Here is a 15,103-nt window from a genome sequence, read left to right as displayed (position 1 = left end):
GCGATGCCGCGGTGCATAAACCAGATTCCTATTCCCTACTAAACCGCTTTAAATACGACGAGTGCATAGGCTGCACGCCATCACCATTAGCAGCAAAATGCTGCTTGGCTCTGGAACCAAAGAAATTGTGACATCAGATTGACCGTCCCAATTACTTGGGCTGAATAGATTCGGAAAATTGGCATAGGTCGCTGCCGGTCCGACCAATCCATTGATGATCTGTGTGGCGTCGTTGCTTGCACCTTGAGGTCCAGTAAAGGAAACCGAAGCATTTAGCGAGCTCAATACAACGAGTGATGGCTTCAAATCGCCAATCGTAGCAGCACCGATCCACTCGCCCTCGGCGTCATCATCAATAAAATTGGCGGATGAGGAATCCTCTAAGTACAACTCGACTCCTTCATCAATCTGATCAGCACGCAAAGTTGTGGTCCCTTGCAAAGTAAGCGTACCAGTTGATCTGGAATTAAACGCATCCTCGATGTCGCCATTCAATTGGACATCTGAATCAACGATGACAATATCAATGTCATTTTGAATGCTGAATCGACCAGAAACAAATGTCGAAGTTGAAAAAGTTGCATCTACATCCAATGAGATGATTTGAGCTGGATCAACGGTTTCAAAGTAGTTGCCGCTGGCAGTAGTAATGACTGCCGTTGATTGAAACTCAATGTCGTCCCCTCGGCTTGTGATGGACGAATCGATGATCGAAATAGTCCCCCGAAAAAACATATCGTCGCCGATGTTAAGCGTTGCGCCATCCAAGGAAGCACTCGAACCACTGTTAAATGACATCTGGGAAGCATTATTCAAAAGATTTACAGTTGAATCCGTAATGAAGGCCTCGCTACCAGTGAAGAAAGTCACATTCGTGGAAGGATTAAAATCAAGAATGGAGTTCGTCAGGGTCAAACTTCCACCACTGCCGATCCCAAATCCAGTACCTGCCGAAACCGTAAATCCGTTGACTATCAAGTCGTCCGCCAGAGTGCCTGCCATCGTTGCTGGCTGGCCACCAAGTCCGTCATCCCAGTTTCCGACGTTATTAAAGTTGTTGTCGATAGCACCCGTGAACGTAAAAGTCGCGGCAGAGACACTCAGACAATAGGCGGTCATGAAAAGAGAGGGTAAAAAGATTCTCAAGATGTTCACGTTCATTAGACTTTGCTCCAATTGAGGCCAAACCCACCAACAAAAAAAAGACAATAGCGCACATCGTGCGCCATTGCCTCTTAGAATACGACAAACTTTTGCAACAAATTCTTCTTCTGCCTGGCAACAGAATCGCATTGTGACATGAATTTGTCAATCAAATTCCCGCACTTATGAGTAAAACTGTGGCTGAAAAAAATCGCAAAACTTCGAGAGAACTTGTGGTTTGGAAATTTTTCACACCTAGATTAGAGCAATTTGCGCATGCGGCTCTCGATCTTTCGGCTTTTATCGTGCGTAATAGCTGTCCAGACGCGTTTTTTGTTGAACTCCACGCTGAGCGTTTGTTATGGTGGAACTTGCTCGCAGGCAGGGATCCACGGGTTCCCGCTCATATTTCACCCGGAGAGAAAACGTGATGCATCGCTTTTTACCGTTGGCCATCGCTTGGTTGTTGGTGGGCTCATACTCCGTACTCATGGCGGAAGATACTGCTCAAACAAGCTCCAACAAGTCTGAAGCGACAGCGCCATCTCCAAAGGCTGAGCCGAAGAAGAAGAGTTCCCGGCATGCAAAGCTGGTCTCTTCCGAAGAGAACATTCTCAAAAAACGCATTCCCAAGCGGCTTGAAAAACACGTCATCGGCGCGACCGCTCGGATCGTTGAATCTCAAAGCGCGTTGGCATTTGAAGCTCGTATCGACACGGGTGCCGCCTCTTGCTCGATCCATTGCGAAGGCTGGGAGATCGACGATGAGGCCGAGTCCATGGAAAGCAACATCGGTAAGCCCATCCGTGTGCTAATCTGTAATTACCAAAACGAGCCCACGTGGGTCGAAAGTGAAATCGATCACTGTGTCACGGTCAAAACTTCCGAAAAGCATGAAGTCCGCTATAAAGTTCCACTCACGTTTCGCTGGAAGGACGTGGAGAAGGAAGTCGTGGTGACGCTCAATAACCGCGCGGATATGGACTATCCGTTACTACTGGGTCGTAACTTCTTGTCAGGCGATTTTGTTGTCGACATCGACCACGGGCAAAACACCGTCGAAGAGACGGCTGAAAGCGAATAACTTTCGTGCCGCTTCGCTTAGAAACCCCGCTTCGCTAATTCCGCCGCGGTGGTGATCGCCGCAACCATGCCGGTTGATTCGGCTGTTCCTTGCCAGGCACGATCGAAAGCCGTTCCGTGGGCCACGCTGGTACGTACGATGGGCAGCCCCAGCGTGATATTCACCGCACGGTGCATCCCTAACAGTTTCAGCGCGATGTGTCCTTGATCGTGATACATCGCGACGATGCTATCGAACTCGCCATCTCGCGCGCGAACCATGAGCGTGTCGGTAGGGAAGGGGCCTTGCGCATCGATCACCTCAGCACGGGCACGTTCCACCGCGGGAGCAATGATCCGCGATTCTTCGTCGCCGAATAACCCGCTCTCGCCGCCATGGGGATTCAGAGCGCAAACGCCGATTCGTGGTGCAGCGAGACCAAAACCGACACTCATCACGCGATGGGCCAGTCGGCACTTTTCCAAGATGGCATCGCCATTGAGATTGGCAAATACGTCACGGAGCGCCATATGAAGCGTCACATGCGCCACCCCCAAGCCGGCCCGTGAATGCGGCAGTTCATGCGAGGGCAGATATAACATCATTGCAAAATCGCTCACGCCGCAACGCTCGGCCAACAGTTCGGTATGGCCGGGATAAAAATGTCCCGCTGCGTGCAAGGCGGCTTTACTCAAGGGCGCGGTCACGATGCCACCGAACACCCCGGCCTTTGTATCGTCGATCGCTCGAATGACGGCTTCATACGCCGCGTGTCCAGTACGGCCGTCGACTTGCCCATGAGGCACTTCGAGAATGTCGTTGTTCCCCACAGCCAAACAGGGAATCGTGGACTCGGGCGAGTCGGCGGATGTTATGTTGTCGACGGGTTTGACTTTGAGTTGCACACCAACCAGCGCTACGGCCTCGCGCAAGACTTCGGGATGGCCGAGTACAACTAGGTCAGCCGCTTCATGAATGCGCGGATCACTCCACGCTTTAACGATAACTTCCGGCCCCACGCCGGCTGCGTCACCCATCGTGATCGCTAGTCGGGGTTTTTGTTCAGAAATACTCATGTTGAAATTTTAGGCGGCGATCGTAGCAAATAGAAAGATTGGGAGCACTAATTATGGCTGATCTCCACTAATAATTCATTAGCGCAGATGAGCGTTGATGAATGTTCCTGATTCTTTATTTGCCAGCCCCGAGCAATCGAGCGAAGCGGCCAGCAATCGGGTCAAACCAGCGGTGCACGGTTTGGGGCCGTAGAAACGCCAGATTGGCAATGATCATCCCCGCGCCAAAGGTGATCATCCCCATGACGAGAGCGATGCCGCCATGCACGAAGACAGCCATCCACAACACGAGCGGCCGCGTGAACCGATTCCACACCAGGGCCCAGTAGGACAACTCCCAAAAGACCGTCGCGTGTGTGGCCATAGCAACGAACACGGGCCAGTTGGCCAGCCAAGTCATATCGATGGAACGGTATTCGGGGATCGCGATGGCCCACCAAACGGCCGTCCCGGCGGGCCAGGTTTCGCCAATGACTTTCGCCATACCAGTAAAAAAGTAAATGATACACAGATGAACCTGCAGCAAGCGAATGGCAAGATTCGCCGACGTGCTTGGAGCAACCGGCGTCGTAATGCCACGCCGCGAACGGCGCAGCGAGTCAATTGAATAACGCGCGCCACACGGCCCTAGCATGATATAGAGCGCGAGCATGCAGTTGACTTTATCCAAGCCAAAGAACGCCCCGGGACTCACACGATGTGCATAAGAGACCGCGAACAGGAACGCCAACACAGCCATCGTGCGGCTAAACAGGCCAATCATGAAACAGAAGAAGATCAACAGCGCGATGATATGCACGGTCCATAGCAGCCACGTCGATTTGATCCAGAAAAAAACGCTCCAGACCGACCACTGATTGCTTTGAAACTGATTGACTTGAAGCTGACGCACGTATTCAACCGGCAGCCAACCCTCGGGACCGAGAAACGCCTGCAAATCAAGCGACCACACCAAGTGTGTGTAAAAAATTAATGTCCCCGCCAATAATCGCAGCAAACAAAGTGTTGCGGGATCGACCGACTGAAACCAAAACTTGTTCCACGCTTGCCACGTTTCGCTGACATAGCCGCGTGTGTCGGCAAAGACTCCCATCACGGCTCTCCTTCCGTGGAAGGCAACGCAATCGGCTGTTCCGGTTTGGGTTTAGCCACTTCTTGGATTTTCGCCAACACTTGATAAGACTCCGCGGCATCGGACTTGGCACCATTTTTCACATCCTGCGGCGACAGCAATTTGTGAAACACCAATTCCGTTGTAATCGTGTGCCCGCCATTCACGTTCAGCAGATGCTGAGCATAGCGGCGGCCGGATTCTTCGCCCATGTCGCCGGTCTGTGCCGCAAGCATCATGTGCCGGTGATAGAGGAGTCGCGGCCATTGTTTCGAGAGGTCGGGAATCTGTCCCGACGTGATCTCGCGACCGCCGCTATCACGAATCTGGTAACGAATCAAATTGCTGCCGTTGGGATCGGGTGCGAAAAACTCGTAGCCGTGATTCAGATACAACAGATTCAAATAGTCGTTGAAGAACGTGCGATGCAGGGCGCGCGTCAAAATTGGTTCTTGTAAAATCCCTGCCTGCGGAGGCAATGGCCGGCCCATGTTGTCGGTCGGCGCGATATATCCCGGAGGCAATGCGGCGGATGTCGCCATGTCCCACGGCGCGCTGAACACGGCCGTCAGATGCAACACGATTAAGAGGCTTACCAACCACCGCCAAACGGGATGCCAACCGATTTCACCAGCCGCGCGGGGGGGCTGTTTCTTAACCGGCTGCTGCTGGCCGGGTGGGGTTGGTCGCTGCGGTTCCGTGCGAGAAGGTTCGACTTTTGCCATCCTGGCTCAACTTATCTGCCCCGAACGGGCGTCATCCTGAATAATCTTGAAACTCTGATAAGCGCCTTAGCAACTATTAGCCGCAGGCGACAGCCAATGGTTTGCGCTGCATTGTCCACCAACTTCTGTTGGCGGCTATCAGTTATTGCTTAGCAAAATGAAAACCCCCACACCGGTCAACACCGATGTGGGGGCGAATTTCAATTTTATTGGCGAATCAATTATTTCGCGGCCAAATGATCGTCAGCCTGCTCGAAATCGAACGCTAGCTCATAACTTTCGCCACCCTTCATCGTTAGCGTTTCCTCACGAACGACGGTTTTGCCGTCTTGTTCAAGTTCCACGCGAACGGTGTAGCCGTTCCAGGTTTCGCCTGCGGCCAAACGGCTCGTGGCGTAGGTGCGATCGGTACCGGTTTGCGAGGTCTCGGCACCAGCCAGGAACACCTTGGCGTTGGCCGGAACCGACAGCTTCAATTCGGTCTTAGCCGCGGGGACTGCCGAGGAAAGCTTCATTTCATTCTTGGCATCGAATGTCAAAGCCACGCGATCACCCGCATTGAGCTTTACTGATTCGTTCTTCACAACGTCTTTGCCGTCCTTTTGGAACTCGACGCGGAAATTGTACATGTAGGTCTGACCTGCTTGCAGGCTGTTGGAGACGTAGCTCCGCGAGTTGCCGGTGCTGGTCGTGGCTTTGTCGTTGACAAAAACCTTGGCGTCAGCAGGAACGGTGACTTCGACCACGGCACTGCCCGAGCTCTTCAGAGCTTGGTCGGTCGTGGCTTCTGCCGTGCAGCCTTCGCATTCTGTTTCGACAGGGGTGCTGTAAACGGCACCGCCGTAGCTGGCCGACGAACCTGAACTGCCGTAGCTACCATAGCTGGCGCTTGAACCCGAGGAACCCCAGCTGCCGCTTGAGCCATACGAACCGTAAGAGCCAGCGCTGTGACGAGCGGCGTGGCGAGCACGAATGCGGCCAACGATTCCGACACGGCCATAGCTGCCGTAGCTAGCGCTGGAACCGTAAGAACCCCAGCTGCCGCTTGAGCCGCCGTAGGATCCATAGGAGCCTGAGCTACCGTACGAACCCGACGAACCATAGGAACCCGAGGATCCCCAGCTGCCGTAAGACCAAGCACCTGCTTCACTTACCAAACCAACCAATAGAGCTGCTGCCAACAAGGCCACGGAAAAACGGCCTTTGCCAAGAATTCTCATCACCGGTGTCTCCATAACTATCTGCGTGTCGAGCGAGGACGGTTTCCCGCTACCTGCACTAATCTAGCAGCGAATGAGTGTAATTCAAGCAAGCTACGTAAATTTAGCCGAATTTAGGGGTTGCGCGGTTTCCGTAGACCCTAATAGGCTCCTTACGACTCGCCCTTATGGGGTATCCGTCACTTCCAGGGCTAGCTGATCGATTGCTAGCTCGCCGGTTCCTTCCAAAAGTCCCAGCCTCACAATGGCCTCACGGGCGGTCACCGGCACACGCAAAGTTTTCGATTCCGTGCGCCAATCGAATGTTCCAGTCCATGGTCCTAGGACCTGATTCTCAATCACCGCGCGGCGCTGATCATAGAAGGTCACGACAATCGCTGCCGACGGCCTTCCCAGTGGATCTGGGCCCAGATCTTTACCACGAATCCGCGCGGAAAGTTTGAAGTTCCGAATTTCGCGACCATCGACTGCGAAGCCCTGCAACGCGCGCGTCGGCTTGCCGAGAGTTTTGTTGGCAATCGCCAGATAGCGATTACCTTCACCATCTTGTTTTGTCACAGCCTGCCGCAGGTAATGCCAACCTACCGGCAAGTTCTTCTCGCCGAATACCTGCTCGAAGTCGCCGTTAAAGATCTGCGGCTTTAGCGGATTGGGAAGCACTTGGCGGTTCTCTTCCGCTTCGCCTGTCATCTGCACGAACAAAGTGGCCTGTAGCGGCTCTTGCTCCAACTTTCCATCGCGCTTCGTCACGCGAATGAGATTCTGCTGATAACGCTCGCCGACGGGGATAATCATTTGTCCCCCTTCAGCGAGTTGCTCAACAAGCGGCTTTGGGATCGCTTCCGGCGAACAGGTGACGATGATCTTGTCGAACGGCGCGGCCTCGGGCCAACCCAAGTAGCCGTCGCCACTCCGCACGTGAATATTGTCGTACTTGAGTCGCTTGAGTGTTTGTGTCGCACGACGCGCAAGGTGATCCACAATCTCAATCGTGTAAACATCTTTCACCAGCGGGCTCAGCACGGCCGCTTGATAGCCGCTTCCCGTTCCGATTTCAAGCACACGATCTGTTGGCTGCGGCTCGAGCTGCTCGGTCATATAAGCCACGACATACGGCGGTGAAATCGTCTGCTGATCGCCGATCGGCAAAGCGGTATCGTAATAGGCTTGTTCGCGCCATTTATCGAGCACGAACTCATGCCGAGGTGTTGCGCGCATCGCATCCAAAACAGCGGGATTCTTCACCCCCGCGGCTTCGATCTCTTCGGCGACCATTTTTTCACGGGCGTCGGAGAGCTCGTCGGCCTGTGAACTTGCACTCGTGCCTACGAGTCCTCCCAGGCAAAGTACGCAGAATACGATAAACTGAACTGTCATTCGCATTCAAAAAAACTCCGTCAATGGAAACCAATGTCTAATTCTATCGAGCAAACACGCGAACGACTGCGCGCGGCGATGCCGGTCGCTCGTAAGTGGGCCTACTTCGATCACGCCGCGGTGGCCCCCCTCACGCAGCCGGCCCATGACGCTCTCGCTGAGTGGCTCGCGCAAGCTACGCACGAAGGCGACACCAAGTGGCTCGACTGGGCGGCGCAACTGTCCAGTTGTCGCAAAGCGGCTGCGGAATTGGTTGGGGCAGGGGAGTCCGAAATCGCACTCGTCCCCAACACCACGGCGGGGATCAATCTCGTCGCCGAAGGTTTTCCTTGGCAGCCGGGGGACAATGTGGTCACTTTGGCAGATGAGTTCCCAACGAATATGTTTCCCTGGCTGAATTTGGAGAAACGGGGCGTCGAAACTCGTCTCGTCCCCACCGATGAAGGACGCGTCTCGCCGGAGCAAATCGCCGAATATTGCGACGAGCGCACCCGCGTCGTGAGCGTCAGTTGGATTTGCTACAGCAACGGTTGTCGCCGTCCCCTTAAGCCGATCGCCGATGTTGCCCACGAATGTGGCGCGCTCTTCTTGGTTGATGCGATCCAGGGACTCGGCGTGTTTCCCATCGACGTGAAAGCTGACGAAATCGACGTGCTCTCGGCCGACGGCCACAAATGGCTGTTGGGCCCTGAAGGAGCCGGCATTGCATACATTCATGAAGGTTGGCTCGAACGTTTGCAGCCCATCGGTATTGGCTGGAATAGTGTCGTGAATGCTGGCGAATTCTCTCAGGCAGGTTTTAGGTTGAAGAACTCCGCCGCCCGCTACGAAGGGGGGACCTACAACATGCCGGGCTTCATCGGGCTGGGGGCCAGCATCAAGCTGCTTCTGTCACTCGAAGTGGAAAACATTGCCGCGGCGATTCTCGAATTCACCGACAAGACGTGCGAAAGCCTGCGCGCTGCCGGGGGCGTCGTTCACTCGCCCCGCGAAGAGGACAATCGTTCCGGCATCATCTCCTGGGAACTTCCTGGCCGCGACCCACAAGCCCTTCGCAAAGCCTGCTTAGGTCAGGGAGTCGCGCTCGCCTGCCGTTCAGGTCGGCTCCGCCTGAGTGCCCATGCCTACAACAACACTGCCGATTTGGAGCGGCTCTTGGCGGTTCTGCGGGAAATGTAACCAGCCTTGGTCAAGTAGTGACCACCCCGCTTTGCCTCTACTGGCTAGGCTGGCTCTACTGCGGAGATTACGGAGAGCTGACTAGCCAATTCACGCCGAATCAACTGGCTCTTGTTGATAATGGCCCCTGCGAGTGCAACAATAAGCGTTCACCGTTTTTTTGCGGTTGTTGGTTCCAGAGTGCTAGCACAAAAAGAGCACTTTCCATGAGCACAGCGCACCGCTCTCAACAAAGAGAACAGCACGTGTTGAAGAATTCCGCCGGCGCGCTCGAACATGAAATCAAGCTCCGCAAAGAAGCGGAAACCCTCAACGCAGTCGCCCGTGATCTGCATAGCAATCTTGACTTACAACTGGTCCTGCAGAAAGTGACCGACATCGGCACGAAGCTCACGCTCGCGTCGTTTGGTGCGTTCTTCTACAACACGGTCAACGAGCAAGGCGAAGCCTTTTTGCTGTACACGCTGAGCGGTGCAGCCCGCGAAGATTTTGAGAAGTTTGGCCTGCCCCGCAACACGCCGTTGTTCTCTGCCACGTTCAGCGGCGAGCGGATTGTGCGACTCGACGACGTGCTCGCAGATCCTGCTTATGGACAAATGGATCCACACCAAGGCATGCCCTTGGGCCATCTTCCCGTGCGGAGCTATTTGGCCGTGCCGGTGAAGTCGCCACAAGGGGATATGATCGGTGGACTATTTTTTGGTCATACCGAAATCGGCATCTTCGATGAGGCGGCCGAGCGCGTTGCGCAAGGCATCGCCGAGCAAGCATCGCTGGCGATTGAAAACGCGAAACTCTACGGCAAGGCCCAGCGTGAAAGTGATCAACGCGCCCGTGCCGAAAAGGCCTTTCATGAAAGTGAAGGTCGCTTTGAGCAGTTGATTATCAACGCGCCGGTAGCAATCTTTCTGAAAGATTTGGCAGGTCATTACACGCTCGCTAATCCCTTGGCTGCGACGGCCTTGGGGCGTCCCGAAGTGGTTGGGTTCCGCGACGACCAACTCTTGGACCGCAGATCTGCTGAAAAAATTCGCGAGCATGATTTGCAGGTGATCGAATCGCGCAGGCCTCTTGAGCATGAAGAGCGCCTCCAACGTGGAGGTTTTGCCCAAGATTTTTTGGCCGTTAAGTTCCCACTGATTGATTCGCATGGCGAAGTGCAAGGCGTGGGAGGAGTCGCCGTCGATATCACGGAACGCCGTCAAGCGGTGGCTGAGGTGCATCGCACGCGAGTAGAGGCAGAGAAACAGCGCCGACTGTATGCAACGATTCTCAATTCGACCCCCGACTTCATCTACGTTTTCGACTTGGATCATCGCTTCAGTTATGCCAACGACACGTTGCTGGAAGTTTGGGGCAAAACTTGGGACGAGGCCATCGGTAAGACCTGCCTCGAATTGGGCTATCCTGAATGGCATGCAGCCATGCATAGTCGCGAACTCGACTACGTGGTCTCGACAAAGAAAACATTCAAAGGGGAAGTTCCTTTCACCGGTACTCATGGGACGAGAATTTACGAGTATATCTTCGTCCCCGTGTTCGATAGCGATGGCGAAGTCGAGGCCGTGGCAGGCACCACTCGCGACGTGACCGACCGCAAAGCAGTCGAGGACGCCACGCGATTAGGCCAAGAGCGTTATCGGCATCTCGTGGAAAGCCTGTCAGCTGCCGTGTTCACCTGCGATGCGCTCGGACGGATTGAGCTGTTCAACGACGCGACGGCCAAGCTCTTTGGTTTTGTGCCTCCGGTCGGCGTGGATAATTGGGCAGCCCCCATGCGAATTTATCGTCCCGATGGCACGCTGTTACCGTGGGAAGAATGTCCGATGGTCCGTACGCTACGTGATGGCAAGCCCGTTCAGGGCGAAGAAGTCGTCATCGAACGCCCCGATGGCACGCGTGTGAATGTGATGCCCCATCCGCAACCGTTGTTCGATGAGCGGCACAAGGTCACTGGCGCGATCAATATGCTGCTCGACGTCACCGAACAGCGCCGCGGCGAAGGGGATCGTGCTTTGCTCGCAGCGGTGGTCTCTTCGTCCGACGACGCGATTATCAGCATGACGCTCGACGGCATTGTCACCTCGTGGAATTTAGGCGCGGAGCGGATCTTTGGTTACACGGCTGCGGAAGCCATTGGGCAAGCGATTCTGATGGTCATTCCGCCTGATCGCCACGACGAGGAACTACAAATACTCAGCCGGATCCGTCGTGGTGACCGGCTTCAGCATTTTGAAACCAAACGACTGACCAAGGACGGAAAACTGTTCGATCTTTCGCTAACCGTCTCACCGATTCGTGATACCACAGGCCGGGTGATTGGGGCTTCCAAAGTAGCGCGGAACATCAGTGAGCGACTGCAAGCCGCGCAAGCCTTGCGCGAGAGTGAAGAACGCTTCCGCACGCTCGCCAACAATGCTCCCGTGGGAATCTTTCAAACGAACCTTGAGGGAGAAACTTTATTTGTCAACGACGCCTGGTGCCAGCTCGCTGGTTACGGCGCGCACGAAGCCAACGGCAGCGGCTGGATCGATGCGGTGCATCCCGATGATCGCCAGCGCGTCATCGATGATTGGCAAAAAGCCTGCCATGCCGGGCAACCTTCTCACACGGAATTTCGATTCCAGCGGCCCGACGGCAGCGTGGCCTGGCTGCAAGGTTGTGCTGAGCCCCTGCGTAACGCCGAAGGCCACATGCTCGGATACATCGGCACGGTGTCGGATATCACGTCCCGCAAACTCGCGGAGCAGGCCCTAAGCGAAAACGAACAGCGAATCACCGCCGAACTCGCTGGCATGAAGAGCTTACATAATCTTAACGAGCAATTGCTTGCCGCACAGAGCTTGGATCGTGCTTTGCAATTGGTGCTCTCCTCGGTGATCACGATGCAACAAGCCGATATGGGTTCGGTGCATTTGTATGATCCGCTGGCCGACAAGTTTCAAATGGCCACCCAACAGGGTTTCGATCAAGCATTACTCGATACAGTCAGTGGCGCCGAGTTCGCAGAAAATTCCGCCTGCGGCAAAGCGCTCAGCACTGGAAGCCGAGTCATTATCGAAGACGTGGAACTCGACGCCGACTATGCCAGTTTGTTGCCATTTGCCCAGCAAGCCGGTTATCGTGCGATTCAATGTACCCCTTTACGCAATCGCAACGGCCTGCTGCTGGGAGTTCTAGCAACGCACTTCCGTCAGCCTCGACGGCTCGCCCGCCGGGAGTTGTGGATGCTCGATCTCTACGCCCATCAAGCCTCGGCGTTCATCGAGCAAATGCAAATGATCAATTCGATGCGCGAGGCTGACCATCGCAAAGATGAATTTCTCGCGATGCTGGCTCACGAACTTCGCAATCCCCTTGCTCCCATCCGCACTGGGCTCGACTTCCTCACCGTTCAAGACGACGAAGCCAACGAAGCAGTCGGCATCATGCGCAATCAGGTTGAGCACTTGGTGCGACTGGTCGACGATTTGCTCGACGTGTCCCGCATCGCCCGTGGAAAGGTGGAATTGCGCAAGGAAGTTGTCGATATCGTGCCACTCGTCGAGCGTGCCGTTGACGCCGTGAGTTGGGCCTTCAAGGAGAAAGATCAATCTCTGAAGGTTTCGCTGGCGCCGGCTGGTATTCATGTCCATGCCGACCCCGTGAGACTCGTGCAGATTCTTGGCAATCTGCTGAACAATGCCTCAAAGTACACGCCCACAGGCGGGCATATCGAGTTAAGCCTGACTCATAACGACAACAACGTCGCCGTGGAGATTCGTGACAACGGGATCGGTATCGAACGCGAATTGCTCCCCCGCGTGTTCGATTTATTCACCCAATCGAGCCGCGCCTTGGACCGCGCGCAGGGTGGCTTGGGAATTGGCCTCACCTTAGTTCGCAGTCTCGTGGAACTCCATCAGGGGACCGTCTCTGCCGATAGCGAAGGGGTAGGGAAGGGGAGCCGGTTTACCGTCAAACTTCCGATTAGTTCTCAAACTCCCACGCCGCAAACGATTCGCCCCCGAGTCCAAACACCTAGCCGCCGAATTCTGGTGGTCGACGACAATTTCGGCGCGGCACGCGTCGTTTCACTCTTACTTAAGAAGCTGGGTGATCATCAAGTCGAAATGGCTCATGATGGTCCGACCGCTTTGGACAGCGTCACTGCCTTTCAACCCGACTTGGTGCTTCTCGATATCGGCCTGCCCGGCATGGACGGCTATGAAGTCGCCAAAACCATCCGCGCAAATGCCAATGCTCAACAGCCTTTCCTAGTCGCGCTCACCGGTTATGGCCAAGCGGAAGACATCCAAGCCTCCAAAGCCGCGGGCTTCGATCAGCACCTCGTCAAACCACCATCGGTTGACATGTTAATGGACTTGCTCACCCATCCACGGCTGTCGAAGCCGCTTGCTTCGCAAGCTTAAAATTAAACGCGTGCCTCGGTCTGATGGTCAACATTACCAAACTCCACAATATTGGAACAGCAACGCTCGGTTCAGGGATTTCGGTGATCGCAACAACCAAATCTTGGTTTGCATTGATAGTTGAACCGGGAATAGCACCCAAACCTAACAAATCAAGCGCTAGGTTGCCCGTATCTCCGTTGCGGATCGGTTGTCCCGTTGTATTGTAATCGATCCGTGCTGTGCCTGGATTAGTTCGCGTTTCGGAATTTAGTGTATACAAGTCTGCACCAGCTGCTACTCCTGCACCCCAAACCATAACAGGAATTGTGTAGTTACTGACATTTGCAGCGTTACCGTGCCCGGTGCCGTCCCCTCCATGATCGGCAGTAAGTATCAATACGGTATCATTCGCAAGTTCGGGATCGGAGTGTACATAGTCCATGATGCTTCCCAAATGATCGTCAACAAATTGCAAGTTGACATCCCACGACTCCGATCCCCAACCTTCCGAATGTCCCGCGCCGTCAAGATGCCGATAGTGTAAAAAACTGTACTCAAAATGTTCCTCACTTAGATCCGTCAGAAACATTTCATGAGCTAGTGGATGTGCAGTAAAGAAATCGATCTTGTCGCGTCCGTTATCAACGCCCACGACATCAAGCGCACCAGTCGTTGAATTATAACTCTGATCGTAAATCGCGAACTTGCGTTTACCAGAATAAAGTGCGGTCTTCAGTCCATTATCATGGGCTACGTCAAACGTGCTGGCCACATAAGCAATATCTGGATTGCCGGAGTTATGGAGGGTATCTTCAATGCTTGGTTGGCCATTGCGTGTGTAACCGTGATGGATTGCCGACGAGGCGTCGCTTGGCTGCAAAACCGGCCGGGCAGTGATCATCGTCGTGTGATTCGGCAGGGTGTTCGTATGTGTATAATCAGTACGAGCATTGAACGTGGTGGCCCCTTCATCGACAAGACGTTTGAAATTCGAGTAAAGCTCAGGGCTATTTCCAACCCGAGATTCGAGAAAATCACCACGCAAGCCGTCAATGCTAATATGAATCACATGTCCAACCTGAGCCGTCACCGATGTGCCACCCAATAGCCCGACGACGACTGCCACAACGCCGCACAAGACCTTTTTCGTGTTTGACATCATGCATACCTTTGTTGATCCATAGAACCCCCGGTTAATTAAAACTCATGCTGTTTAATGACTACCGCTATTCGCCATTAATCGAAAATTGCTCTGGCCGATTTCTTTCACAACCACCAAAATAATTTGTTATCCATCCTTATCACTTGAAGCTATCAAAACCCATGTCCCGTCGCGCCGTATACACAGGTTCTTTCGACCCCGTTACATTGGGGCACATCAACGTCATCGAGCGCAGCAGCCGGTTAGTCGACGAACTGATCGTCGGCGTCGGCACGAACATCGAAAAAACATCGCTCTTCACAGGTGAGGAACGAGTCGATCTCATCGCGCGTTCGACCAAACACTTGACCAACGTACGCGTGGAGGTGTTTACAGGCTTAGCAGTGCATTTCGTGCGCCAATGCGAAGCCCGCGTGATCATCCGCGGCGTGCGGTCGCTTACAGACATGGAAAGCGAATTCACCATGACGCTTGCCAATCGTAAGCTCGATCCCGGGATCGAAACCGTCTTCCTGATGGCCGACGACGAGTTCTCGCACGTCTCGAGCTCGCTGATCAAACAGATCACGTCGCTCGCTGGCGATGAAGAGTTAGCCCGCTTTGTCCCCCGCGATATCGTCGCCGACTTACGAGCCAAGCTGGTGGAATAGCGA

Annotated in this window: 11 protein-coding genes; 4 read left to right on the top strand and 7 right to left on the bottom strand. The window is 54.3% G+C overall.

Going from position 1 to position 15,103, the window contains the following annotated elements:
• Positions 1-48: 48 nt before the first annotated feature.
• Positions 49-1,161, bottom strand: coding sequence for a hypothetical protein (locus AC6T8Q_RS06520; protein ID WP_500678301.1), 1,113 nt, complete (start codon positions 1,159-1,161; stop codon positions 49-51).
• Between the two features lie 412 nt (positions 1,162-1,573).
• On the opposite strand from AC6T8Q_RS06520, the gene AC6T8Q_RS06515 reads away from it, so the two are divergent.
• Positions 1,574-2,227, top strand: a complete 654-nt coding sequence (locus AC6T8Q_RS06515) for a putative ATP-dependent zinc protease (RefSeq protein ID WP_500678300.1) — start codon at positions 1,574-1,576, stop codon at positions 2,225-2,227.
• Positions 2,228-2,244: 17 nt separating this feature from the next.
• Here the strand turns inward: AC6T8Q_RS06515 and pdxA are convergent, their stop codons facing one another.
• From pdxA to AC6T8Q_RS06490, 5 genes are all read right to left on the bottom strand, one after another.
• Entirely contained in the window at positions 2,245-3,282 is a 1,038-nt protein-coding gene (gene pdxA, locus AC6T8Q_RS06510) for a 4-hydroxythreonine-4-phosphate dehydrogenase PdxA (RefSeq protein WP_500678299.1), read from the bottom strand.
• A 115-nt stretch (positions 3,283-3,397) separates the two neighbouring features.
• Positions 3,398-4,375, bottom strand: a complete 978-nt coding sequence (locus tag AC6T8Q_RS06505) for an HTTM domain-containing protein (RefSeq protein WP_500678298.1) — start codon at positions 4,373-4,375, stop codon at positions 3,398-3,400.
• Positions 4,375-5,118 (bottom strand): hypothetical protein, encoded by a 744-nt coding sequence (locus AC6T8Q_RS06500; RefSeq protein ID WP_500678297.1) that lies wholly within the window; start codon positions 5,116-5,118, stop codon positions 4,375-4,377. The genes AC6T8Q_RS06505 and AC6T8Q_RS06500 overlap by 1 nt, the downstream gene beginning before the upstream one ends.
• A 221-nt stretch (positions 5,119-5,339) precedes the next feature.
• Entirely contained in the window at positions 5,340-6,338 is a 999-nt protein-coding gene (locus AC6T8Q_RS06495) for a TIGR03000 domain-containing protein (RefSeq protein WP_500678436.1), read from the bottom strand.
• A gap of 165 nt (positions 6,339-6,503) precedes the next feature.
• Complete coding sequence (locus tag AC6T8Q_RS06490; protein WP_500678296.1) at positions 6,504-7,721, bottom strand: protein-L-isoaspartate(D-aspartate) O-methyltransferase; 1,218 nt, start codon at positions 7,719-7,721, stop codon at positions 6,504-6,506.
• Positions 7,722-7,748: 27 nt separating this feature from the next.
• Between AC6T8Q_RS06490 and AC6T8Q_RS06485 the strand changes: the two genes are divergently transcribed.
• Both AC6T8Q_RS06485 and AC6T8Q_RS06480 read left to right on the top strand, forming a co-directional pair.
• Entirely contained in the window at positions 7,749-8,894 is a 1,146-nt protein-coding gene (locus tag AC6T8Q_RS06485) for an aminotransferase class V-fold PLP-dependent enzyme (RefSeq protein ID WP_500678295.1), read from the top strand.
• 206 nt (positions 8,895-9,100) lie between these two features.
• Positions 9,101-13,306, top strand: a complete 4,206-nt coding sequence (locus AC6T8Q_RS06480; protein ID WP_500678294.1) for a PAS domain S-box protein — start codon at positions 9,101-9,103, stop codon at positions 13,304-13,306.
• Here the strand turns inward: AC6T8Q_RS06480 and AC6T8Q_RS06475 are convergent.
• Positions 13,263-14,447, bottom strand: coding sequence for an alkaline phosphatase family protein (locus tag AC6T8Q_RS06475; RefSeq protein WP_500678293.1), 1,185 nt, complete (start codon positions 14,445-14,447; stop codon positions 13,263-13,265). The genes AC6T8Q_RS06480 and AC6T8Q_RS06475 overlap by 44 nt on opposite strands.
• Before the next feature lie 164 nt (positions 14,448-14,611).
• On the opposite strand from AC6T8Q_RS06475, the gene coaD reads away from it, so the two are divergent.
• Complete coding sequence (coaD, locus tag AC6T8Q_RS06470) at positions 14,612-15,100, top strand: pantetheine-phosphate adenylyltransferase (RefSeq protein WP_500678292.1); 489 nt, start codon at positions 14,612-14,614, stop codon at positions 15,098-15,100.
• The last annotated feature ends 3 nt before the right edge of the window (positions 15,101-15,103 follow it).

The sequence above is a fragment of the Bythopirellula sp. genome (genome assembly GCF_041737835.1).
In the GTDB taxonomy this organism is placed as follows: domain Bacteria; phylum Planctomycetota; class Planctomycetia; order Pirellulales; family Lacipirellulaceae; genus Bythopirellula.
Note: the sequence above shows the minus strand (reverse complement) of the source record. Positions and strands in the feature narration are given on the sequence as shown.